Source organism: Neisseria sp. P0020.S005 (assembly GCF_051957055.1).
GTDB classification, from domain to species: Bacteria; Pseudomonadota; Gammaproteobacteria; order Burkholderiales; family Neisseriaceae; genus Neisseria; species Neisseria subflava_A.
In genome coordinates, this window is the sequence record NZ_JBQCWV010000012.1 from 36540 (window position 1) to 58345 (window position 21806).

General features: G+C 49.4%; 23 protein-coding genes and 1 other RNA gene. 11 read left to right on the plus strand and 13 right to left on the minus strand.

Translation table 11 applies throughout. The features are described 5' to 3' along the window. Nucleotides 1-7: 7 nt before the first annotated feature. The 4 genes from ACTHTU_RS09630 to ACTHTU_RS09645 form a co-directional block, all read right to left on the minus strand. Nucleotides 8-1231 carry a tyrosine-type recombinase/integrase gene (locus tag ACTHTU_RS09630; RefSeq protein WP_440362413.1) on the minus strand — a complete coding sequence of 408 codons (1224 nt, stop codon included), beginning with the start codon at nt 1229-1231 and terminating at the stop codon, nt 8-10. A 279-nt stretch (nt 1232-1510) separates the two neighbouring features. Further along, nucleotides 1511-1873: a transfer-messenger RNA gene (gene ssrA / locus ACTHTU_RS09635) on the minus strand. A gap of 113 nt (nt 1874-1986) precedes the next feature. Continuing rightward, complete coding sequence (locus ACTHTU_RS09640; RefSeq protein WP_440362414.1) at nt 1987-3201, minus strand: pyridoxal phosphate-dependent aminotransferase; 1215 nt, start codon at nt 3199-3201, stop codon at nt 1987-1989. Nucleotides 3202-3285: 84 nt separating this feature from the next. Continuing rightward, nucleotides 3286-3501, minus strand: coding sequence for a tautomerase family protein (locus ACTHTU_RS09645; protein ID WP_440362415.1), 216 nt, complete (start codon nt 3499-3501; stop codon nt 3286-3288). A 165-nt stretch (nt 3502-3666) separates the two neighbouring features. On the opposite strand from ACTHTU_RS09645, the gene ACTHTU_RS09650 reads away from it, so the two are divergent. After that, on the plus strand, nt 3667-4266 hold the full coding sequence (locus ACTHTU_RS09650) for an MlaC/ttg2D family ABC transporter substrate-binding protein (RefSeq protein WP_049322312.1): 600 nt from the start codon (nt 3667-3669) through the stop codon (nt 4264-4266). A 59-nt stretch (nt 4267-4325) separates the two neighbouring features. On the opposite strand, the gene efp is transcribed toward ACTHTU_RS09650, so the two are convergent. From efp to ACTHTU_RS09665, 3 genes are read right to left on the minus strand one after another with little or no spacing between them, the layout of a single operon-like run. Next, nucleotides 4326-4886 carry an elongation factor P gene (gene efp, locus ACTHTU_RS09655; protein ID WP_070608205.1) on the minus strand — a complete coding sequence of 187 codons (561 nt, stop codon included), beginning with the start codon at nt 4884-4886 and terminating at the stop codon, nt 4326-4328. A 42-nt stretch (nt 4887-4928) separates the two neighbouring features. Next, a complete protein-coding gene (gene earP, locus ACTHTU_RS09660) occupies nt 4929-6089 on the minus strand; it encodes an elongation factor P maturation arginine rhamnosyltransferase EarP (protein ID WP_440362416.1) in 1161 nt (386 codons plus the stop codon). A 31-nt stretch (nt 6090-6120) separates the two neighbouring features. Continuing rightward, nucleotides 6121-6399, minus strand: a complete 279-nt coding sequence (locus ACTHTU_RS09665) for a hypothetical protein (protein ID WP_440362417.1) — start codon at nt 6397-6399, stop codon at nt 6121-6123. A 102-nt stretch (nt 6400-6501) separates the two neighbouring features. On the opposite strand from ACTHTU_RS09665, the gene nadE reads away from it, so the two are divergent. Beyond that, nucleotides 6502-7290, plus strand: coding sequence for an NAD(+) synthase (gene nadE / locus ACTHTU_RS09670; protein ID WP_440362418.1), 789 nt, complete (start codon nt 6502-6504; stop codon nt 7288-7290). 68 nt (nt 7291-7358) lie between these two features. Here the strand turns inward: nadE and ACTHTU_RS09675 are convergent, their stop codons facing one another. Then, complete coding sequence (locus tag ACTHTU_RS09675; RefSeq protein WP_070587794.1) at nt 7359-7559, minus strand: protein MIGRI; 201 nt, start codon at nt 7557-7559, stop codon at nt 7359-7361. Between the two features lie 116 nt (nt 7560-7675). Between ACTHTU_RS09675 and metX the strand changes: the two genes are divergently transcribed. Both metX and metW read left to right on the plus strand, forming a co-directional pair. Next, nucleotides 7676-8815, plus strand: a complete 1140-nt coding sequence (metX, locus tag ACTHTU_RS09680; protein WP_063068764.1) for a homoserine O-succinyltransferase MetX — start codon at nt 7676-7678, stop codon at nt 8813-8815. Continuing rightward, nucleotides 8812-9393 (plus strand): methionine biosynthesis protein MetW, encoded by a 582-nt coding sequence (gene metW / locus ACTHTU_RS09685; protein WP_003682452.1) that lies wholly within the window; start codon nt 8812-8814, stop codon nt 9391-9393. Before metX ends, metW begins: the two co-directional genes overlap by 4 nt. Nucleotides 9394-9475: 82 nt before the next feature. Here the strand turns inward: metW and ACTHTU_RS09690 are convergent, their stop codons facing one another. Both ACTHTU_RS09690 and ACTHTU_RS09695 read right to left on the minus strand, forming a co-directional pair. Further along, on the minus strand, nt 9476-9940 hold the full coding sequence (locus tag ACTHTU_RS09690) for a low molecular weight protein-tyrosine-phosphatase (RefSeq protein WP_063068763.1): 465 nt from the start codon (nt 9938-9940) through the stop codon (nt 9476-9478). A gap of 86 nt (nt 9941-10026) precedes the next feature. Further along, nucleotides 10027-11127, minus strand: coding sequence for a hypothetical protein (locus tag ACTHTU_RS09695; RefSeq protein WP_003685151.1), 1101 nt, complete (start codon nt 11125-11127; stop codon nt 10027-10029). Between the two features lie 204 nt (nt 11128-11331). On the opposite strand from ACTHTU_RS09695, the gene gloA reads away from it, so the two are divergent. Beyond that, the gene (gene gloA / locus ACTHTU_RS09700; RefSeq protein ID WP_070589865.1) at nt 11332-11745 is read left to right on the plus strand and encodes a lactoylglutathione lyase; all 414 of its coding nucleotides are present in this window, start codon (nt 11332-11334) and stop codon (nt 11743-11745) included. Between the two features lie 52 nt (nt 11746-11797). Here gloA and ACTHTU_RS09705 read toward each other — a convergent pair whose 3' ends face one another. Next, entirely contained in the window at nt 11798-12547 is a 750-nt protein-coding gene (locus ACTHTU_RS09705; RefSeq protein WP_440362419.1) for a lysophospholipid acyltransferase family protein, read from the minus strand. 56 nt (nt 12548-12603) lie between these two features. Continuing rightward, nucleotides 12604-13359 (minus strand): GNAT family N-acetyltransferase, encoded by a 756-nt coding sequence (locus tag ACTHTU_RS09710; RefSeq protein WP_049333389.1) that lies wholly within the window; start codon nt 13357-13359, stop codon nt 12604-12606. Between the two features lie 308 nt (nt 13360-13667). Between ACTHTU_RS09710 and ACTHTU_RS09715 the strand changes: the two genes are divergently transcribed. The 4 genes from ACTHTU_RS09715 to ACTHTU_RS09730 all read left to right on the plus strand — a co-directional run bounded on the left by ACTHTU_RS09715 (nt 13668) and on the right by ACTHTU_RS09730 (nt 17565). Beyond that, nucleotides 13668-14999: a YadA-like family protein gene (locus tag ACTHTU_RS09715; RefSeq protein ID WP_440362420.1), complete on the plus strand. Its 1332-nt coding sequence runs from the start codon at nt 13668-13670 to the stop codon at nt 14997-14999. 94 nt (nt 15000-15093) lie between these two features. After that, nucleotides 15094-16026 (plus strand): AEC family transporter, encoded by a 933-nt coding sequence (locus ACTHTU_RS09720; protein ID WP_440362421.1) that lies wholly within the window; start codon nt 15094-15096, stop codon nt 16024-16026. A 182-nt stretch (nt 16027-16208) separates the two neighbouring features. Continuing rightward, the gene (dnrN, locus tag ACTHTU_RS09725; protein WP_254323765.1) at nt 16209-16682 is read left to right on the plus strand and encodes an iron-sulfur cluster repair protein DnrN; all 474 of its coding nucleotides are present in this window, start codon (nt 16209-16211) and stop codon (nt 16680-16682) included. Between the two features lie 157 nt (nt 16683-16839). Next, nucleotides 16840-17565, plus strand: coding sequence for a hypothetical protein (locus ACTHTU_RS09730; RefSeq protein ID WP_440362422.1), 726 nt, complete (start codon nt 16840-16842; stop codon nt 17563-17565). A 41-nt stretch (nt 17566-17606) separates the two neighbouring features. On the opposite strand, the gene ACTHTU_RS09735 is transcribed toward ACTHTU_RS09730, so the two are convergent. Further along, entirely contained in the window at nt 17607-18572 is a 966-nt protein-coding gene (locus ACTHTU_RS09735; RefSeq protein WP_440362423.1) for a tRNA dihydrouridine synthase, read from the minus strand. Between the two features lie 83 nt (nt 18573-18655). Between ACTHTU_RS09735 and ACTHTU_RS09740 the strand changes: the two genes are divergently transcribed. Further along, nucleotides 18656-20230: a glycosyltransferase family 2 protein gene (locus ACTHTU_RS09740; RefSeq protein ID WP_440362424.1), complete on the plus strand. Its 1575-nt coding sequence runs from the start codon at nt 18656-18658 to the stop codon at nt 20228-20230. A 222-nt stretch (nt 20231-20452) separates the two neighbouring features. Next, entirely contained in the window at nt 20453-21781 is a 1329-nt protein-coding gene (locus ACTHTU_RS09745) for an anaerobic C4-dicarboxylate transporter family protein (protein WP_440362439.1), read from the plus strand. Nucleotides 21782-21806 lie beyond the last annotated feature (25 nt).

A 21806-nucleotide genomic window follows, 5' to 3' on the forward strand; every position in this document is an offset into this window, starting at 1 on the left:
TGATAGTTTATTCTGCCGTTTCCTGCAATACGCCTGAATGTGCTTTCAATTCATCAAGATAATCAGCCCATTTTTGAACCATATCGGCGCGCTGTTCTAAATATTCCGCATGGTTGTAGGCTGCCCTTGTCGTGTTGGGGTCTTTGTGGGCTAGTTGTCGCTCTACCCAATCGGCGTTATAGCCCATCTCATTCAGTATCGTGCTGGCTGTATGTCTAAAGCCGTGCTGTGTGGTTTCTTCCAAGAATCCTAGACGGTCTAATGCTTTTCGTATTGCTCCCTCGCTCAAGGGCTGTTTTTTGCTGGTGTTACAAAATACATATTCATAATGCCCCGTTACGGGTTTCAAGCCGTCCAGTATTGCTAAGGCTTGGCGGCTCAAGGGAACAATATGGTCTATCTTGTTCTTCATGTTTACGCCGTCTTTATAGTATTGCTGCTCCTCCCAATCAATTTCACACCAGCGCAATAAACGCAATTCGGAAGGGCGGGCAAATACATAAGGGGAAAGCTGTAATAGGGCGCGTGTTTGCGGAAAGCCAGCGTAACCGTCAAAAGCTCGTAACATCTCGCCTATCCTTTGCGGGTCTTTAATGAAGCGGTAATGTTTCTGTTCCACCTTTGCCAGCTCTCCCCGCAATTCGGCGGCGGGATTGAATAGGCTCAAGCGAAGTTTCACGGCATATTTGAAAACTTGATTTACTACGTCATAAATTTTTTGTGCCGTGTCATATTTCCCCGCCGATTCCAGCCTCTGCAACAGTCCTAAAACCTCAAGCGGCATGATTTCGTCTATTTTGCGTGTTGCAAGGTCAGGGAAAATATGAAGCTCAAGGCTACGGATAACTCTTTGTGCATGGTCAGGCTTCCATTTATTCGGCTTTGCTACTTGGTCGCTATGCCATTTGCGCGCAATAGCCTCAAATGTGTTTTTTAGCTGCTCTGCCTGCCTCTGTGCTTTGTCTTGCTGGTGTAGCTTAGGGTCTATCCCTTTTGCTATCAGTCCGCGCAATTCTTCGCGTTTTTCTCTTGCTGCTTTTAAGCTGATTTCAGGATAGACACCCAGTCGCATTTCATCGCGTTTGTTGTCGCTTGGCCGGTAGTAACGAAAACGCCAGTATTTGCCATTTCCCCTTGCTTGTAGATATAAGCCGCCGCCATCTGATAACTGCTGGGGGGCTTCCAGTTTTTTGCATTGGCTGTCTGTAAGCGGTAGCGTCTGTTTAGGCATTTTTAATCCAGTTTGGGGTAACTTTTAAAAACTCATTAAGCTATTGTTAATAATTGGTTTTATGGACTTTTGGGGTAACTTGTTTAAAAAAATAGGGCTAATTTGCCCACTTTTCGGGCTTGTTTTTTTGGGTAACTCATGAAAAGTTACCCTAAAAGTTACCCTATAAATTGTGAAAACTCAAGCATACGCCAGCATATTCAAGGTAATAAAAAAGCCTTGAAACCGTTATGGCTCAAGGCTTTATGCGTATTACAGGATACTGCTGAAAATAGGGTATGGTGGAGGCGGGGGGAATCGAACCCCCGTCCGAAAGTCCTCTACAGAGCGTTCTACATACTTAGTTGTGTCTATTTAGAATCTCGTCCCCATCATGCCGACCAACAGGCCTTCAGAGAACCAGTTACCTTAAATCTCGTTTCCTGCCAAGTAACCCGACAGAAAACCAGTCAATGTAGAATGACGTTGCGGTAGCTTGCGCTACACAGCCCATTGACCAACTGCTGCAACGGCAGGCCTTAAGCGGCCAGTGCGTAAGTTTCGTCGTTTGCGACTATTTAAATTCAGTGTTTAACGGGAAATCTGAGACCCCGGTATGCCCGCATCTGCTTTGCAACCCCCGTCGAAACCAAGATCGCCCCCAGATAGGAAAAGTCGATTATACGCATGTCAGCGTGCTTTGCCAAGTTGCCGATTGATTGAAAAGGCCGTCTGAGCAGCAGTTTGCTTTTTCAGACGGCCTGTTTGGTTTAGGTTTATTGATGGTAGTTTTGCAAGAAGCGTTTGAGTTTGTCCATGGCTTCTTCGATTTGATGAACGGGCGGCAGGGTAACGATACGGAAGTGGTCGGGGCGTATCCAGTTGAAGCCTGTACCTTGGACGAACAAGACTTTTTCACGCACGAGCAAATCGTAGACGAATTTCATGTCGTCATGAATACCGTACATTTCGGTATCGATTTTGGGGAACATATACATCGCGCCCATTGGTTTGACGCAGGAAACACCGGGGATTTGGTTGATCAGCTCCCATGCCTTATTGCGTTGTTCCAACAGGCGGCCGCCGGGCAGGATAAATTCGTTGATGCTTTGATAGCCGCCCAAGGCCGTCTGAATGGCGTGTTGCATCGGCGTATTGGCACACAGACGCATGGAGGAGAGCATGTCGAGGCCTTCAATATAACCCTTGGCATGATGTTTCGGGCCGTTGAGCACCATCCAGCCTTGACGGAAACCGGCCACGCGGTAGGCTTTGGAGAGGCCGTTAAAGGTAATGGTCAGTAAGTCGGGGGCGAGGGCAGCGATATGGTGGTGTACGGCGTCGTCGTAGAGGATTTTGTCGTAAATTTCGTCGGCAAAAATAATCAGGCCGTGTTTGCGCGCTAATTCGGCGATTTCGAGCAGGATTTCTTTGCTGTACACCGCGCCTGTCGGGTTGTTGGGGTTGATGACGACGATGGCTTTTGTTTTCGGCGTAATTTTGGCTTCCATATCGGCAAGATTTGGGAACCAGTCATTTTCTTCGTCGCACAAATAATGACGCACATTGCCGCCGGCCAGTGTTGCAGCAGCGGTCCACAGTGGATAGTCAGGCGCAGGAATCAGGATTTCATCGCCGTCGTTGAGCAATGCCTGCATGGACATGGTAATCAGCTCGGACACGCCGTTACCGATGTAAACGTCGTTGACGGTAACGTCGAGCAGACCTTTGGTTTGGTAGTAGTGGACGATAGCTTTGCGTGCGGAGTAAAGACCTTTGGAGTCGCAATAGCCTTGTGAAGTCGGCAGGTTGCGGATGACGTCAACCAAGATTTCATCAGGCGCTTCAAAGCCGAACGGAGCCGGATTGCCGATATTGAGCTTGAGGATTTTGTTGCCTTCTTCTTCCAGTTGCAGGGCTTTTTTATGAACCGGGCCGCGGATGTCGTAGCAAACGTGGTCCAGTTTTGATGATTTGGGGAATTTCTCCATGATGTGTGTTCCGTAAAATTGTAGACAATGGGATAAATGTACTCTTTTTGCGGGTAAATTAAAAGGGTTTCAGACGGTCAAAGCTTACTTATTGCGCGCTTCGGCACGGCGAACCGTCACGCTTTTGCCGCCTATGCCCCAGTTGTCCATATCGATTTCGTCGATGACGACGACGGTCGTCTCAGGGTTTTTGTTGAGAACGTGAGAGAGTAATTCGGTGACGCCTCGGATTAATTCGGCTTTTTGCTCTGCACTCGGGGCTTCGCTGCCGCCGGTTACTTTGATGTTGACATAGGGCATGGCTTTTTCCTTTTAAAATAGCGTTTATATGTTATCTTATTTTTATCAGGCCGTCTGAAATTTGATTGCAGGATTTTTCATTGCTCATGACTGCTTTTACAAAGAATTAAGTTTTTTGGAATAGATTGTTTTTACAATGCGGTTTTATTTTGGATGGATATCGTCATGAACCGTTTTCTTCAGACTTTGATTGTGGCCGCGCCGATGGTGATTGCCGCGCCCTATGTGGCGGCGGAAACGCATCCTGCGCAAAAGCAGATGCAGCAGAATATTGATGCTGTGTTGAAAATTGCACGCAATACTTCTTTGACAGAAGCTCAACGTGTGAAACAGGTTGAGCAGTATGCCAACCGTTATCTGGATTATGAACGTATTTCGGCTTTGGCGGTTGGCGCGCCATGGCGTGAATTTTCTGCCAAACAGAAAACCGATTTTATCCGTGCATTCAAAGATATGGTGATTGCGATGTACTCGCACTCTGCACTGATTGGTGCCGCGGATGCGAATGTGCGCCTGTTGCCGAAGATGACGGCAAACGGCAATAAGTTTGATGTTTTCTCGGAAATTCAGACCAAAAAAGGTACCAAGTATGAAGTGGCTTACCAGCTTTACCAAAGCGGCGGCGTGTATAAGATTTACAACATCCGCGTGGACGGTACCAGCTTGGTAACGGTATACCGCAATCAATTTGGCGAGCTGATTAAGAGCAAAGGCATTGACGGTACGATTGCGACTGTCGAAGCCAAGGGCTTGAAGAAACAATAAGGTAGATTGAGAAAAAGGCCGTCTGAATATTCAGACGGCCTTTTTGTGTTACTGGCTGATTAAGCACGTTTGCGGAATTCGCCGGTACGGGTATCGATTTCGACTTTGTCGCCGTTTTCGATGTAAGACATCACTTGGATTTCGGTGCCGCCAACCAGACGTGCAGTTTTCATCACTTTACCGGAGGTATCGCCTTTAACGGCAGGCTCGGTGTATTCAACTTCGCGAACGATGATGGTAGGCAATTCTACGGAGATTGGGTTGCCTTCGTAGAAAGTAACTTCGCATACGTCTTCCATGCCGTCAACGATGAATTTCAACGCGTCGCCGATGTTGTCGGCTTCGATTTCGTATTGGTTGAATTCTTCGTCCATGAAGACGTACATTGGGTCGGCAAAGTAGCTGTAAGTACAGTTTTTGCGGGCCAAGATTACGACGTCGAATTTGTCGTCGGCTTTGTAAATGCTTTCAGAAGCGGCACCGGTCAGCAGGTTTTTCAGTTTCATGCTGACTTTGGCGGAAGAGCGACCGCCTTTGATGTATTCGGTTTTTTGAACAACCATAGGGTCGTTGCCGACCATGAATACGTTGCCGGCGCGCAGTTCTTGTGCTGTTTTCATTGTAGTTTTCCAATCAAATCGGTTGTAATAAAACGCGCTATTTTAGCGTATTTTTTTGTGCTTTGAAATAAAGGCGGCAAGTTTTTCGACGGCACTTTTTTGGGCAAAAAGTCCGTCCCGCCATTTTGCCGCGCTTTGCCGCCATTCGTTTTGGTGTGCCGTCAGGGTTTGCCATGCCTGCAGGCGTTGGCTGTCGCTGAGTGCTTCTCCGTTGTTGAGCTCGTCGGAAAGGCGGCGGTGTGCCGTGGCGACAACAACATCCGGATAAACCTGATGCGCTTTGTCCCAAAACGCGTGTAGTTTGTCGAGATGGATATTTTCTTCTTGCGGATAGATGTGCCAAAAAAAAGGTTTTCCGGCAAGTTGGGCGCGAACAAAGCTGTCTTCGCCGCGTATGACGGCGCCGTCGGCAAGGTTGAGCAGTTTGTCGAAATCCTGTTGGGGGACAAAAGGGATTTTGATCAGGGTAACGTGTTCGCTCTGATAAACATCGCCGTTTTCAAGCAGGGCGTTTTGCGGCATTAGGCCGCTGTTTTTCAGGCTGGCGATGATTTGTGTACCTGCAAGCAGCAGGGTAATAGGTTGGTCGGCCTGTTGCCACATGGTCAGCCATTTTGCCCAAATATCGCTTTGATAGCCGAAAAGCAGCCATTCAGGCGCGTTTTTTGCGGGAAGTTTGAGTTGTCGGCGTAAGGCTTCCGTATCAAATCCGGCAGATTCGGCGTAATCGCGTTCGCGCAGCAGGCCGCCGCTTTTTTCGCTGAAACCCATAAACCAAAAGTATTTCTGTATGCCGCCAGCCTGGGGCGAGGGCATTAAATGCAGCCTCTCGTTGCTGTCTTCCGCACTGAGGTATTCCCAGTTGAGCCAAAGCGGTCGGTGTCGGCGGATGATGGATTGAACGTTGTCGGGCAGTTCGCAGGCGAAGGTTTCGATGACGATGTCGGGGGGAGGGGCTGTATCGGTATCTTCGGCATGGTCGGTTTGCCAAGCGTGAACGCAGATGCCTTGATGGATATTGGGAATCGAGGCCAAGTCAGGGCAGAGTGCCTGAAGGGACGGGAAGTCGTCTGTCCATAAATGCACTTGCCAGTCGAGTTCGCGTTGCAAAACACGCGCCAGCCGCCATGAAACGCCGATGTCGCCGAAGTTGTCGATGACGTTGCAAAAAATCCAGCAGGTATAAGGTGGGGTGGTGTTCATGGAAAAATATGCCCAAGGCCGTCTGAAAACATCAGAATGCGCCGAAATAGTGGAATAAATAAACAATCAGCAAAACAATCGGGATAAACATCCATATGCTTTGCCGTTTCAATTCGGGCTCTTGTTTGAGGTGGTGTTTGATGACGTCAAAGAGGACGAATTTGAATAGGAACGTGGCTTCGCAGGCAAGGATGATGCCGTTGATGAGGTGTTGCGTTTTGTCTTCGGGCGGATTGAGGGCAAACCACAAAAGGGTGGCGATCGGAATCAGGCAGACGACGAGCCAGCGCAGAAGGATAGGTTTGGACATGGTGTGCGTGCAAGAAATAAAAAGGGCATTATACCCTGTCGTCTTTCAGACAAGTGCAAATCAGGCTATCATTCGTTTTATTTGAAGCGAACATTTATCCCTATGCAAACCCAAGCCATCATCCGCCATATTGTTCAATGGCTCAAAGATTACGCCGAGCAGGCGCGTGCCAAAGGTTTTGTCGTCGGCGTATCCGGCGGCATTGATTCTGCCGTGGTTTCCACCCTTGCAGCGCAAACCGGGTTGTCGGTTTTGTTGTTGGAAATGCCGATTCGTCAGAAATCCGACCAAGTCAACCGCGCGCAAGAACACATGGGCCGTCTGAAACAGCGTTATCCCAATGTAAAAGCGCAAAGCGTCGATTTGACCCAGACGTTCGATACTTTCGCCGATACCGTTGACGTCAGCGAAACCGAATTTCCCAACAAACAGCTGGCACTGGCCAATGCACGCAGCCGCCTGCGCATGACGACGCTTTATTATTACGGCCAGCTGCATGGTTTGCTGGTGGCCGGGACGGGCAATAAAATTGAAGATTTCGGCGTCGGTTTCTTCACCAAATACGGCGACGGCGGCGTGGACATCAGCCCGATTGCCGATTTGACCAAAACTCAAGTGTACGCGTTGGCTGCCGAGCTGGACGTCTCGGAAGACATTCAAAAAGCTGTACCGACAGACGGCCTTTGGGATACCGAGCGTACCGATGAAGAGCAAATGGGCGCATCTTATCCCGAACTCGAATGGGCGATGAGCGTGTACAACAGTCACAAGCCAGAAGATTTTGAGGGCAGACAGCGCGAAGTTTTGGCAATCTATACACGATTGCACAAAGCCATGCAGCACAAAGTCAATCCGATTCCGGTTTGCAAGATTCCGGAAGAATTGTTTTAAGTTTGAATATCAAAAGGCCGTCTGAAAACGCTGGATTAAGGTTTTCAGACGGCCTTTTATATTTTATTTCAATAAGAATTGGGAATATGCTTGAAAAACAGCATCATCAAATACCAAAACAGCGTAGCCGTCGCCGCGCCCAGTAATACCCACGCGCTGATTTTGGCGATTTCCCGAATGGTGCGCTTTTGTTTGCGGCTGAACAGACGGTTCACAATCAATGCCGCGATGGCGCAAAAGAAAAAAAATCGTAAAAGCCTGCCTATCATTCTACATCCTCTCAAAAATATTGCCTTTAATTAAGGCAGGCCGTCTGAAGCCTCATGCACAAAACAAAAACGAAACGTTATAATACCCCTTTTGCCGCTTCACTTGGAAATTACAAATGACAACAAATGCCTCAGTGGGCATTGTAACGCCCCAGAAAATCCCGTTTGACACACCGCTTGCTCTGGAAAACGGCAAAACCTTACCCCGTTTCGACCTGATGATTGAAACCTACGGCACACTCAATGCCGACAAAAGCAATGCCGTCCTTATCTGCCACGCCTTGTCAGGCAATCATCACGTTGCCGGCAAGCACAGTGCGGAGGATAAATACGCCGGCTGGTGGGACAATATGGTTGGCCCCGGCAAACCCATCGATACCGACCGCTTTTTTGTGGTCGGTTTGAATAACTTGGGCGGCTGCGACGGCAGTACCGGCCCTTTGTCCGAAAATCCTGAAACCGGCCACGAATATGGCGCGGATTTTCCGGTGGTAACCGTCAAAGACTGGGTGAAGTCCCAATCCATGCTTGCCGATTATCTCGGTATTCAAAAATGGGCGGCCATTGTCGGTGGCAGTTTGGGCGGCATGCAGGCATTGCAATGGACGATTTCTTTACCTGAACGCGTTGCCCACGCGCTCGTTATCGCTTCTGCGCCTAAACTTTCCACTCAAAACATCGCGTTTAACGATGTTGCCCGTCAGGCTATTTTGACCGATCCCGATTTCCATGAAGGTAATTACCGCAGTCATCATACCGTTCCTTCACGCGGTTTGCGTATCGCGCGCATGATGGGGCACATCACCTATCTTGCCGAAGACGGCTTGGGTAAAAAATTCGGTCGCGATTTAAAATCAGACGGCTACCAGTATGGTTACGGCGTTGAATTTGAAGTGGAATCTTATCTTCGCTATCAAGGCGACAAGTTTGTCGGCCGCTTTGATGCCAACACTTATCTGCTGATGACCAAGGCACTCGACTATTTTGACCCGGCTGCCGATTACGGCCACAACCTCACGCGCGCCGTGGAGAATGTGCAGGCCAAATTCTTCGTTGCCAGCTTCAGTACCGACTGGCGCTTCTCGCCGCAACGTTCGCATGAATTGGTCAAGGCATTAATTGCCGCGCAAAAATCCGTGCAATACATTGAAGTCAAATCCAATCACGGCCACGATGCTTTCTTGATGGAAGACGAAGCCTATATCCGCGCGGTTGCCGCTTATATGAACAACGTTTACAAGGACTGCCAAAAATGAATCTGCGCGACGATTTGCAACTCATTTACGATTGGATACCCGAAGGCAGCCGCGTACTCGATTTAGGCTGCGGCGACGGAGAGCTGTTGGCTGCGTTGGTGGAACATAAAAATTGCACCGGCTACGGCGTTGAAATAGATACCGACAGCGTGATTGCCGCCATATCCCGCGGTGTGAACGTCATTCAAGCCGATTTGGAAGAAGGCTTGGTGGCTTTTGGCGATCAAAGTTTTGATGTGATTGTCTTGAGCCAAACTATTCAGGCGATGCAGAACACGGAAAAAATCCTGCGCTGCCTGATGCGCGTGGCCAAACAGGCCATCGTCAGCTTCCCTAACTTCGGCTACTGGCGCAACCGCTTCCAAATCGCGGTCGGCGGCCATATGCCGGTTTCCGAGCGGATGCCGTATCATTGGTACGATACGCCCAATATCCATTGGTGTACTCTCAAAGACTTTGATTTGCTGTGTGCCAAAAATAAAATCCGCGTGTTGGAACGTGCTGTCATGACCGGCAATAAACAGATTAAACATCTGCCGAATTTATTGGGCAGTCTGGCGTTTTATCGCGTAGGTTGATTGCGGTCATAGATAAAGGCCGTCTGAATGGGTCATCACGAGCGGATACCTGTTCAGACGGCCTTTTATTGTTCAAGCCGGTTTAAGCCTGTTTCAATTTTTCCAACAAGGCCAAACTGCCGGCATCGACCAGACGGTAGGTTTCGTCAAAGTCGCCTGTGTACCACGGATCGGGAACGTGGTTGTAACCTGAATCGGGGATAAGGTCGGTCAGTTTGAAGATTTTACCCGGGTGGAAACCGAGCTGCTTTTCGGTTTCTCTGAGGTTGTTGTCGTCCATCACGATGATGTAGTCGAAATGATCGGCATCGCTGGGTTTGATTTTACTGCTGGTAAAGCCTGACGGGTCGATGCCGTGTTGCTTGAGCGCGCGGCGCGTGCCTTCGTGCATGTTTTCGCCGTCGTGCCAGCCTGATGTGCCTGCGCTGGCTGTCATGACGGCATTGCCCATGCCTGCTTTGCGGGCGCGGTGGCGCAGGACGTATTCGGCCATGGGGGAGCGGCAGATGTTGCCGAGGCAGACGAAAAGGATTTTGTGGGTTTTCATGTTTGTGAAAATGAGCGGTAAGGTTTGAAAATCAATGCAACACGCTAAACCGTTTTCAGACGGCCTTGGCGTGTTGCATTTTCAATTTAGTTTACATTGCTGAAGAAAGGATTATGGCCTTCCAGTTTCAACGCTTGGGCATAAGTAGGGATGTTCTCGTTTTCGCCCAATGGGTTGTGCAGCAGGTAGAGGTGCTCGATTCGGCATTCGGCCATCAGGTCGAGGAAGTTTTGCTGAACGATGGCGATATTGTCGGTTGAAGCCAGCTCCCAAGTGAAGGTCTGTGGAACGATTTCAAACGCGCTGTCGGTCGCGTTGAAGCTGAACTGGAGCTTACCGTCCGCCTTGGCTGCGGCAACAACGCCGACGCGCGGGCTTTGCATACGGATGGCGCGGATGGCGTTGGTGGCAAAAACGTCCATGGCCATGCGTTGGCGGGTGTGGCTGCCGTCGGTCAGCGCGTCAAGCGGCGTATTGGGTGAGAGCGGGTTGGTAAAAAGGGTAACGCCGTCGAGAGCGAGATGCTCTTGCCAAACCTGCATCAATGGCAGGCCTGCCTGTTGCAGGTTGAGGCCCAAGGCCGTCTGAATGTCTTTATTGCCGTAGCCCAGCGCGTAAACAACATGGACGGATTGACCTTCGGGCAGCGTCAATGGTTTGTATTCGAATTTTTGCAGGAATGCGCCTGCCGCTTCATCGTTTTGCTTGGCTTGGAACCACTCGCCCGGGGTAACGCTGCTCAAATCGGTCGATTGGACGAGGTAGGGCAGCCATTGCGTGTTTTGTGTGAGGGTGCGCAGGTTGGGGTAGTTTTGCAGGCAGGCGAAGAGGGCTTCGGTAGGCAGCGTGAGCGGCAGGGTTTGTTCTTTTTTGCAACCGGCAACCAAAACGACAGGCAGGGCGAACCATTGGGCTTCGTTATCGTTTTCTGCCTTCAGGACTTCGCCCACGCTTTGAATCAGGCTGGTGTAAGTGCCGACATCGGGTGCCATGGTCATTGCCAATGAAAGGTTGATGTAATGGTTTTGGCTGAGCATGGTGCGGATTTCGGTTTGCAGTTGGCCGGCTGAAAGCTTGCGCGATGCGGAGGAGGAGTTGTGCGCCAGCTGATAGGCATTGAGCAGAAGGTAGTTTTTGATAGGGCTCTGCGGATAAGGGCGGGTATCTGGAAGAACAAAGGTTTTCATGACGGTTTGAAGTGTTGTGTTGTAAGTGTGGCGATTATAGCAATTTAGTCAGTCGGTGTGCTTGTTAATACATGAAATTCAAATGATGGCAGGGTGTGTGCTTCATTTTTATGCAGTTTCAGTGTCGGTATTTTGAGGCTGAAGAGGATGGTGCCCGATGTGTTATAATCCATGACCAAACATAATTCAGAAAGGAACAAAATCATGCGCTTGCTTCATACTATGCTGCGTGTCGGCAATCTCGAACGCTCTTTGGATTTCTATCAAAACGTATTGAACATGCAACTGCTGCGCCGCCGCGATTATCCTGAAGGCCGTTTTACTTTGGCTTTTGTTGGTTATGGTGATGAGGCGGACCATACTGTTTTGGAACTGACCCATAACTGGGATACCGAGTCTTACGACTTGGGCGAGGCTTACGGCCACATCGCGATTGAAGTCGATGATGCTTACGCCGCGTGCGAACGTGTCAAAGAAATGGGTGGCAAAGTGGTACGCGAAGCCGGTCCGATGAAACACGGTACGACTGTGATTGCGTTTGTTGAAGATCCGGACGGCTACAAAATTGAATTTATTCAAAAGAAAAGCGGTAGCGATTCGGTGCAATATTCATCTTAAGACATAAGATAATGGAAAAGGCCGTCTGAACATTCAGATGGCCTTTTTTTGATCAGCCCAGCTGTTTTTGCTTTTCGCTCAACAGGGCGTGTACTTGAAGCGCGGTAGTGTAGCGGTCTTCTCCTGCTTCAATCGGATCGAGGAAATGCAGTTCGACTGTACTGGAAGGCTGGCTGATGACCATGCAGATGGATTGCCAGAGGCTGATGTCGCCGTAGTAGGCAGTGTGCGGGTTGGGGCTGCTGCCGTCCGGATTCGGATAGCGGCAGAGTGCCGGAATAATCGGTACGCCTGCATCATAGGCCGTCTGAAAAAAGCTGGGTTTGAACGGCAGGATTTCACGGCCTTCGGTACTGGTGCCTTCGGGGAAAATGGTAACGGTATCGCCGTTTTTCAGTGCTTCGGTTACTCCGGCAATTTTGGCGGAGTTGCCTTTGATGCCGCGGTTGCGCGAGACGTAAACCGTTTGCGCCTGCGTGGCAAGATAACCGACCATCGGCCATTTGGCTACATCGTCTTTGGCCACAAAACGGCCGGGGAATGCGCCGTTGACCGCCATAATGTCCAACCATGAAATATGGTTGCTGATAAGCATTTGGCCGCGGCCTTCTTGCGGCGGCGTGCCGAAAGTTTGCAGTTTCATGCCGCAGGAAGCGAGCACGCGCAGCGACCATAATTGGATCGCGCGCAGTTTGCGTTTGCTGCTGTAAAAGGGAAACAGAAAAAACATTTCGGCCATGCCGTACAAAAGGCAGCCGGCAATACAGAAAAGACGGAAGATAAAACGGATTTTGGCGGTCATTGTGTGTGTTTTTATAAAGATTAGGCAGGCCGTCTGAAGTTTCAGACGGCCTTTTATTATGAATCGGTTTTAGGGGCAAAACGCTGCAGGTAGCGGTCGGAAAGGTGGTTGATGTCCATCATGATCAGCACATCCGCGCAGTTGAATGCTTCATCGACGCAAGGCTCGCCGCAGAACCACGCGCCTGCTTTGAGATAGCCTTTGATCAGGGCGGGTACAGGCGGATTTTCAGACGGCGTGATGCTGTCCCATTTGAGCGGGTTGAGCGGTTTGACACACCATTGTGCCGGAGCGAGGTATTTGTCTTTCAAAGCATGATACAGGCCGGCCGCATCGTTGCCGCCGTCGCGCATTTCGATACTGCCGCAACCAATCATAAAGCGCAGGTTTTCGTCTTTCATGAATTTGACCAAACCGGTCCACAACAGCATGACCAAGCCGCCGTTGCGGTAGTCCGGGTGGGTACAGGCGCGGCCGAGTTCGACAGTTTGCGGTAGGATGTCTTTCAAAGGCTCAAGGTCGAATTCATGCTCGCTGTACCAGCCGCCGACTTTTTTTGCGGTTTCTTCGGTAATCAGGCGGTAGCAGCCGATTACCTCGCCGGTTGCATCGTCAAAGGCGAGCAGGTGGTGGCAATACTCATCATAAGGATCGACATCACGGCCGTCATCACTTTCTATTTCCGCCCCCAGTTCTTGGGCAAAAACCTGATAGCGCAATCTTTGGGCGGCTTCGATTTCAGCTTGGGTTTCTGCAAGGCGTACGCTCAGGCCGATTTTTGGGCCCGTTTGATTGAAACGGCTGGGGGACATGATGTTTCCTGTTTGAAGAAAATGGCTGATTATAGCGGATATACGGACAGATTTATATTGATTTGCTTTGCGGCAGGGCAAATTATATCGGGTTGTTGGAAAAAGGCTTCAGGCCGTCTGAAACTGATGGTTGTTTAGAAGGATGGTCAGGAACATTTGCCAGGATGTTTGAAATTTATGACATAAATCAAAATATTTATCCGAACTATTTAATATGAGAATAAAAATATATACAATATAACTAGTTCAAAAGTATTAATTCGATTGAACGAGATATTTTTAATATTTAAAAAATGGAGAATATAAAGATGAAACTGAATGTATCGCTCAGTCCTTTGTGTTTGGCTTTGGCGTTTTTTTTCTGTACTGCGTATGCGGACGGAGGTATTGTTGCCGGAACCATGCACAAGACGGGTTCTTTGGCTGTCGGTAAAGAATCCGTATCGGGCGAAAATGCCACTGCAGTTGGCGACAAGGCTAAAGCAGGTGGCTATAAGGCGGCTGCTTTGGGTTATGATTCTACCGCTTCTGGTTTGAGCGCAACTGCTTTGGGTGGAGAATCCAAGGCGGAGGCATTGCGGTCGGTCGCGGTTGGCTTTCGGGCTCATGCCAAGGGAACAAATGATGTAGCAGTCGGTGGTGCAGCGGCTGCTTCTGGCGGTCAATCCGTTGCAGTTGGCCTGCTGTCCAAGGCTTCGGCTTTGCGTGCCGTTGCGGTAGGTAATGGCGCACAGGCAAGTAATATTGATGCAGTAGCGATCGGCAGAGATAGTGAGGCGGATGCGCTCAGTGCAACGGCCTTAGGTGATCGAGCTAAAGCACGTGGGACTCAATCACTTGCGCTGGCATCGGCTGCTGAAGCAGAAGGTTATCAAGCAGTGGCGGTCGGTACGCGTGCGGTATCGAATGCCGTAAACAGTGTAGCTTTGGGTGTCGAGTCTTCCGCTACAGCCTTGAACGGTCTGGCTGTCGGCACCAGCTCCAGTGTGCGTAAAGAAGGTGGTACGGCAGTTGGCGGTGGCGCATCGGCTTTGGAAGAGAAATCTTTGGCACTCGGTTTCCAAGCCAAAGGTAAAGCCGAGAAAGCGGTGGCTCTGGGTGCGCAAAGCATTGCGGATTTAGCTGCAGGGCAGGCAGGCTATGATTTTGCGACACAGTCGGTAAGTCAATCTGAAGAAAAGGCATGGAAATCAACATTGGGCGCGGTTTCGGTTGGCAATGAAAAAGACAGCCGTCAAATTACCCATGTGGCTGCCGGTACTCAGGATACGGATGCGGTAAATGTGGCTCAGGTCAAAAGGCTTGCGGAAAGATGGCAGGCTGACAGTCAGCAAAAAGAGTCGGCAGTAGCCGCTCAAATCAATCAGATACGCGCTGAAACACGTGTAGAAATGAAAAAACTGGAAGACCGTGCGGATGCCGGCTCTGCCGCTGCGATTGCGGTGGGTAATCTGGGACAAGCTTATCAGCCGGGACAGGGTGCGGTATCCATTGGCAGCGGCGTTTGGCGCGGAAAGGCCGGTTTTGCTGTCGGAGTGTCGAAAGTATCCGCCAGCGGCAAATGGCTGGTGAAAGGTTCGGCTGTTGGCGCATCTAAGGGTGGTGCAGGCGGTGGAGCCAGCGTAACTTATCTGTGGTAGAAAATTTCAGATGGCCTTGAATGTTGAGGCCGTCTGAATTTGGTATGCGAAGCGGTAGAAGCGTAAAATCAACGTTTTTACCGCTTTTTTTATTATGGAAACCTCTTTCCTGCTTGCCGGAAAAATTACCGAGCTGACGTTGATTGTTTTGATGGGCGTGGCCTTGGTGAAGGCCGGGCTGTTGAAATCGGAAAACAGCTACACGCTCTCCGTCATCGCGCTTTACCTGATCAGCCCGTCCGTCATGATTCATGCCTTTCAGATGGACAATACGCCGCAGATTATCGAAGGGCTGAAGCTTTCCGTCATGCTGGCGGTGTTTTTCCATGTGGTGTTGATTGTTTTGGGCAGGGTGTTTAAACACTTGTTCAAACTCGATGCGCTTGAACACGCGGCAACGGTGTACAGCAATTCGGGCAACCTGATTATCCCTTTGGTGATGTCGGTATTTGGGGCGGAATGGGTGATTTACACCAGCGGTTTTATCATGGTGCAGACGTTTTTGTTTTGGACGCATCTGCGCCTGTTGATTTGCGGCCGAGGCAATGTGGCTTGGAAAACCATTTTTACCAATATCAACATCTTATCCATGCTGGTCGGGCTGCTGATGTTTGCCTTTCAAATCAAGCTGCCGCACATTGTCGATAATACTTTGGCCACGGTAGGCAGTATGATTGGCCCGGTTGCTATGTTGGTGGCGGGCATGCTTTTGGCTTCTTTGCCGCTGCGCTCGATTATGTGGATGCCGAGGCTTTATCTCGTTGCTTTTTTAAGGCTGATTTTGATTCCGGTATTATTGCTTTTTGCCGTCAAAGTCTGCGGTTTTGCCCATCATGATGCGCATGCGGATACGGTTGTTTTAATCAGCTTTTTGGCAACGACTTCGCCTGCCGCTTCGACAGTTACCCAAATGGCGGTTGTTTACGGCAAAAATGCCCAAAAAGCCAGCGCGATTTATGGGCTGACGACCTTGCTTTGTGTGGTAACCATGCCGGTAATGATTGCCTTATATCGTTGGATTATTTAAGAAAAGGGCAGGCCGTCTGAAACTTTGACTTTACGTTTCAGACGGCCTGTTTGGTATTTTAATTTTGAAAATAACTTTTATTATCAATTAATTAAGCAATTAAAAAACTATACAAAGCCGTTTGCAGCGTGTATCCTTATGTCTAACATTCATCCAATATCAATCTTTAAAGGAACACAGCCATGACCGACTTTACCCTTTGGGAAACCGCACCTTTCAATTCTACAATTGACCATATCCTGCAACGTTATCACAACGTTCACCGCGCACAGTTTGAAGAGTTGGTACCGCTGGCGCAAAAAGTGGCGCAGGTTCATGCCGATACTTTCCCTGCCGAAGTGGCCGATTTGTTGGCCTATATGCAAAACGAGCTGTTGATGCACATGATGAAAGAGGAGCGCATGTTGTTCCCAATGATTAATCAGGGCGTGGGCCGTGGTGCGGCAATGCCCATCAGCGTGATGATGCACGAGCATGAAGAACACGACCAAGCCATCGCGCGTTTGGAAGAATTGACCAACAATTTTGAGCTTCCCGAAGGCGCTTGCGGCAGCTGGACCCGTTTGTATACTTTGGCTAAAGAGATGGTGGATGATTTGAAAGACCATATCCATTTAGAAAATGAGATTTTGTTCCACCGCGTTTTGGCTTCTTAAAATTTGAGCTTAATCAAGGCCGTCTGAATGTTCAGACGGCCTGTTCTTTAATCCCTTGCTAATTTAGTGCAATAGTTCTAAAATTTTAATAAAGAAACAAAATTAGGCAGTAAAGGCACACATCCGTTCTTTTGTTTACTTGAGAAGGAGTTTATGAATGAAACATTCTAAAGTTTTACTATCGGGTATTCTGTTTGTTGCTCTGACTGCGTGCGCCCAAACGACGGGCGGAGACTGGAGCGCCCTGCAGGATACGAAAACAGGTGTGCAGTCGCGGCCTTATTATGAATTTGGCAATGTGGTTCAGAAGATTTCTTTTAAGAAAACCGGCAATCCGGAAAATGGTTTGAAAAAGCCTGTCTTGACTGTGTATCGTCAGGGCAAGCTGTTGGGCAAAGCATATAATTTGGAAGCCTCTCATGGCAACCCCTTGTTGCCAACCCTGTTTTTGGTAAACGGCAAGTCATTAAATATCAATGACGGCAACGATAGAAAACTGTTGGCTACTGCTAAGAGAATCGATTTTTACGATTTCGGACGTAGTCGGATCGGCCATGCAGTCTTTACCGCGCCTAACGGCATCTGTCAGGATATGAAACACGGCAAAGGCGTTTCCTACAAGCTGGTTACCAACTATATTGATTTTCCGGATTATCCTTCGCCTGAAAATATCTTGATTATTACTGCGCAAGGTAAATATGAGCAAGACGGGTTTATATTGGATTCCACTGAGTCAAGAGTGACCAGTGCCAATAAAGAGTTTGCCAGAAAATATGGCGAAGCCCTGAAATCCAAGAATGGCCCTGAGACCAGACAGGTGAATATGGCTAATGCAGCCAGTGCGGAAAAAGGAAGGCTGTTGGCTGATTATGTATGTAGGTGATGAAATCAAAGGCCGTCTGAAATTCAGACGGCCTTTTTTAATCATGAATGCATCTCTTGTTCAAACGACAGCAGAATCTGTTTCACTTCATCCGCCTCTTTGATGGCGCGGATGCGGTCAAACAATACCTGCGCCTGTTCAAACTCTTTTTTCATCATCCCCAGCCATTGCTTCAAACGGGCAACCGGATATTTGTTGTTGGCTTCTTTGGCAAGGCATAAGTCGTAGAATTGGACTATCCATGAGGAGACTTCGGCAAAGTCGGTATCTTTGACTGTTTCGCCGTTTTCATATTGCTTGATTTGCCGTGCCAAGTCGGGACGGATCACCGCGCCGCGCCCGAGCATCACGCTGTTGCAGCCGCTGACGTTTTTAATGTCGAGATAGTCTTGAAGGCTGAACACATCGCCGTTGGCGGTAACGGGAATACTGACTGCATCGCGGATTTTGCGCACCCATTCCCAATGTGCCGGCGGTTCGTAGCCTTCGACTTTGGTGCGCGCATGGACGGTTAACGCGCATGCGCCGCCGTTTTCAATCGCGGAGGCGCATTCCAATGCCAGACTTTTGTCTTCATAACCGAGCCGCATCTTGGCAGTCAGTGGAATGTGTTGCGGCAGGCGTTGGCGCAGGGTGTGGACGATGTGGTAAATCAAGTCGGGCTCTTTGAGCAAGACCGCACCGCCTTTGTGTTTATTGACCGTTGGCGCGGGGCAGCCGAAGTTGAGGTCGATTTTGTCCGCACCGAAACGCACGGCTTCCAAAGCATTGACGGCCATGTTTTCCGCATCGCTGCCTAAAAGTTGGACAGTGCAGGGCGTGCCGGCCGGCGTGCGGTTGGCATGGGCGATTTCGGGAACATATTTAAGCCAAGTGGCGCGTGAGTGGACCGTGTGCGTAATGCGGACAAATTCGCTGACGCATTCGTCAAATCCGCCGATACTCGTCAACAGGTCGCGCATCACATCGTCCACCAGCCCCTGCATGGGGGCGAGAATAAGCTGCATGAGTCAGGCCGTCTGAAAAAAGGAGGACATATTGTAGCGGTATATCGGTTAAAATACAGCTTCCTTTTTCAGACGGCCCTTTTATGATGCACACAATTCCGGCAACCGCCGCCATGTTGGTAAAAAATTCAGAACGTTATCTTTCAGAAGTTTTGAATGCGCTGAAAGACTTTGACGAGGTCCTGTTGTTGGACAACGGCTCGACCGACCGTACTTTTGAAATTGCCAAGGGCTTTCCCAATGTCAGCTATTACAAGCATGACTTTATCGGGTTTGGCCCGATGAAAAATCTGGCGGCCAGACTGGCGCAAAACGATTGGATTTTCAGCATAGACAGCGATGAAGTGGCGGATGAGGCTTTAATTGAATCCATTCGTACAGCTGTTTTGGAAAATGAGAAGGAGCATATTTTTTCGCTTTCCCGTCTGAACCATTACCACGGCAGACTGATTAAAGGTTGCGGCTGGTATCCGGATATTATTCCGCGCCTTTATCATCGCAGATTTACCCGTTTTTCCGACCGTCAGGTGCATGAGTCTTTGGTGTTGCCGCGGGAAGCCAAGGTTAAACAACTCGATGGCCGTCTGAAACATTATTCCTTTGAAAACGCCGAAGGGCTGATTCAGAAAATGCAGCAGTACAGCTCGCTGTATGCGGAAGAAAACCGCTTCAAGAAAGACAGTTCGCCGTTTAAGGCTTTGCTGCATGGCGGCGTATCGTTTGTGAAAAATTACCTGCTCAAGCGCGGTTTTGCTTATGGTGCGGACGGGCTGACGATTTCAGTTTCCAATGCACAGGGTTCGTATTACAAATATGTCAAACTCTACGAGCGCAACCGCACGATAACCATCTCTCTCATCATTACGACTTACAACCGCCCCGATGCCTTGGAGCTGGTGTTGAAATCGGCTTTATCGCAAACCCGTCTGCCGGATGAGATTATTGTCGCGGATGACGGCTCAAGGCAGGAAACCGCCGAAGTGGTTGATTTTATCCGCCGTAGGACAAGTATTCCCGTTAAGCATTCATGGCAGCCGGATAGAGGCTTTCGTGCTGCCGAATCGCGCAACCGTGCGCTGGCGCAGGCGAAAAGCGATTATATTGTGTTGATTGACGGCGATATGGTCTTGGATCCGTCTTTTATCGCCGATCATTTGAAGATTGCCCGAAAGGGCCGTCTGATACAGGGTTCCCGCGTGATTTTGACTGAGGATAAAACGCAGGATATTTTGGACGAAGGCGATTTGCCTGCTTTGTCTATGTTCAGCTCGGGGATAGAAAAACGGCTTTCCGCCCTGCGCTGCCGTTGTTTGGCTAAATTGGCAGGCCGAAAAGGCAACCGCAAACACAAAGGCATCAAAACTTGCAATATGGGCTTTTTCCGCAGCGATGCGCTTGCTGTCAACGGGTTTGACAATAGCTTTGTCGGTTGGGGCAGGGAAGACAGCGAATTTGTCGCCCGTTGCTATCATAACGGTATGAAACGCCATAATCTGAAATTTGCCGGTATTGCGTACCACCTCTGGCACAATGAGGCAGAACGCGATTCTTTGCCGCAAAACGATGCTTTATTGGAGGCAACGTTGTCGGAACGCAAAATCCGCTGTGTCCATGGCGTATCGGATTTTGTAAAAGATGAAGAAGTAGCCGGAAAATAGCCTTATCATCTTTTTAAATCATAGAGGCCGTCTGAAAATCTTCAGACGGCCTTTTTTGTGTTTTTAAAAACCTAGCGGGTAAATGAGAATATTATTTATTTGATATAGATCAGTATGTATAATTAGGTAAAGTATGGTTAGGGAAGAGGGTTTACTCTATAATCCAACCGTTTGTAATTTTATTTCGGCGAAGGCCGGATTTTGGGAGTTGTTATGTCAACTATGTTTTTTATCCAGTTTGCCGTCGTGCTGCTGTGTATCCTGATTGGTGCGCAGGTTGGCGGTATTGGTTTGGGCGTGCTCGGCGGTATCGGCTTGGCCGTATTGTCTTTTGGTTTCCATCTTCAGCCGACCAGCCCGCCGATTGATGTGATGCTGATGATTATGGCGGTAGTGTCTGCCGCGGCGGCCATGCAGGCCAGCGGCGGTTTGGACTATATGATTAAGATTGCCACGCGCGTGTTGCACCGCAATCCGAAATACATCACCTTTATCGCGCCGGCGGTAACTTACACCTTCACCGTCTTGGCAGGTACGGGCCATGTGGCTTACTCGGTCTTGCCTGTGATTGCCGAAGTCAGTCGTCGCAATGGCATCCGTCCTTCCCGTCCGCTGACGATGGCGGTTATCGCTTCCCAATTTGCGATTGTCGCCAGCCCGATTGCCGCCGCGGTTGTTGCCTGCGTTACCATGCTTGAGCCGCAGCACATCACGATGGCGGATGTGTTGAAAGTTACCGTTCCGTCCACGATTTTGGGTATCGGTTTGGCTTGCGTGTTCGTAAACAAACTGGGCAAAGAATTGAAAGATGATCCGCATTATCAGGCCTTGCTGAAAGACCCGAATTATGTGAAAGAATACATCGATGTTGAGGAACAAAAAACCGATGTCACCATTTCGCCAAAAGCCAAATTGTCGGTCGGTATTTTCTTGACTGCGGCATTGCTGGTGGTGGTAATGGGTGCGCTGCCTGAGCTGCGTCCGGCTTTTGAACACGATGGCGCGATCAAGCCTATGGGTATGGCGCATACGATTGAAATCGTGATGTTGTCTGCTTCTGCGCTGATTATTCTGGCGTGTAAACCCAATGGCGATGCGATTACCCGAGGTTCGGTATTCCATGCCGGTATGCGTGCCGTGATTGCAGTATTTGGCGTGGCTTGGTTGGGCGATACCTTGATGAGCGGCCACTTAACAGAAGTAGAATCGACCGTTAGCCATTTGGTTGAATCTGCACCATGGACCTTTGCCTTTGCCCTGTTTGTCTTGTCGGTATTGGTCAACAGCCAAGGCGCAACAGTGGCGACACTGTTCCCAATCGCCATCAAACTGGGGATTCCTGCGCCCATCATTATCGGCACATTTGTTGCAGTAAACGGCTATTTCTTCATTCCGAACTACGGTCCGATTATTGCCGCTATCGACTTCGATACAACCGGCTCGACCAAAATCGGCAAATTTATCTTCAACCACAGCTTCATGATTCCGGGCCTGTTGAGCATGGCATTCAGCTTAGCCATCGGCTTGTTGTTGGTTCAGGTGTATTATTGATAGGCTGAAAAAATAAAGGCCGTCT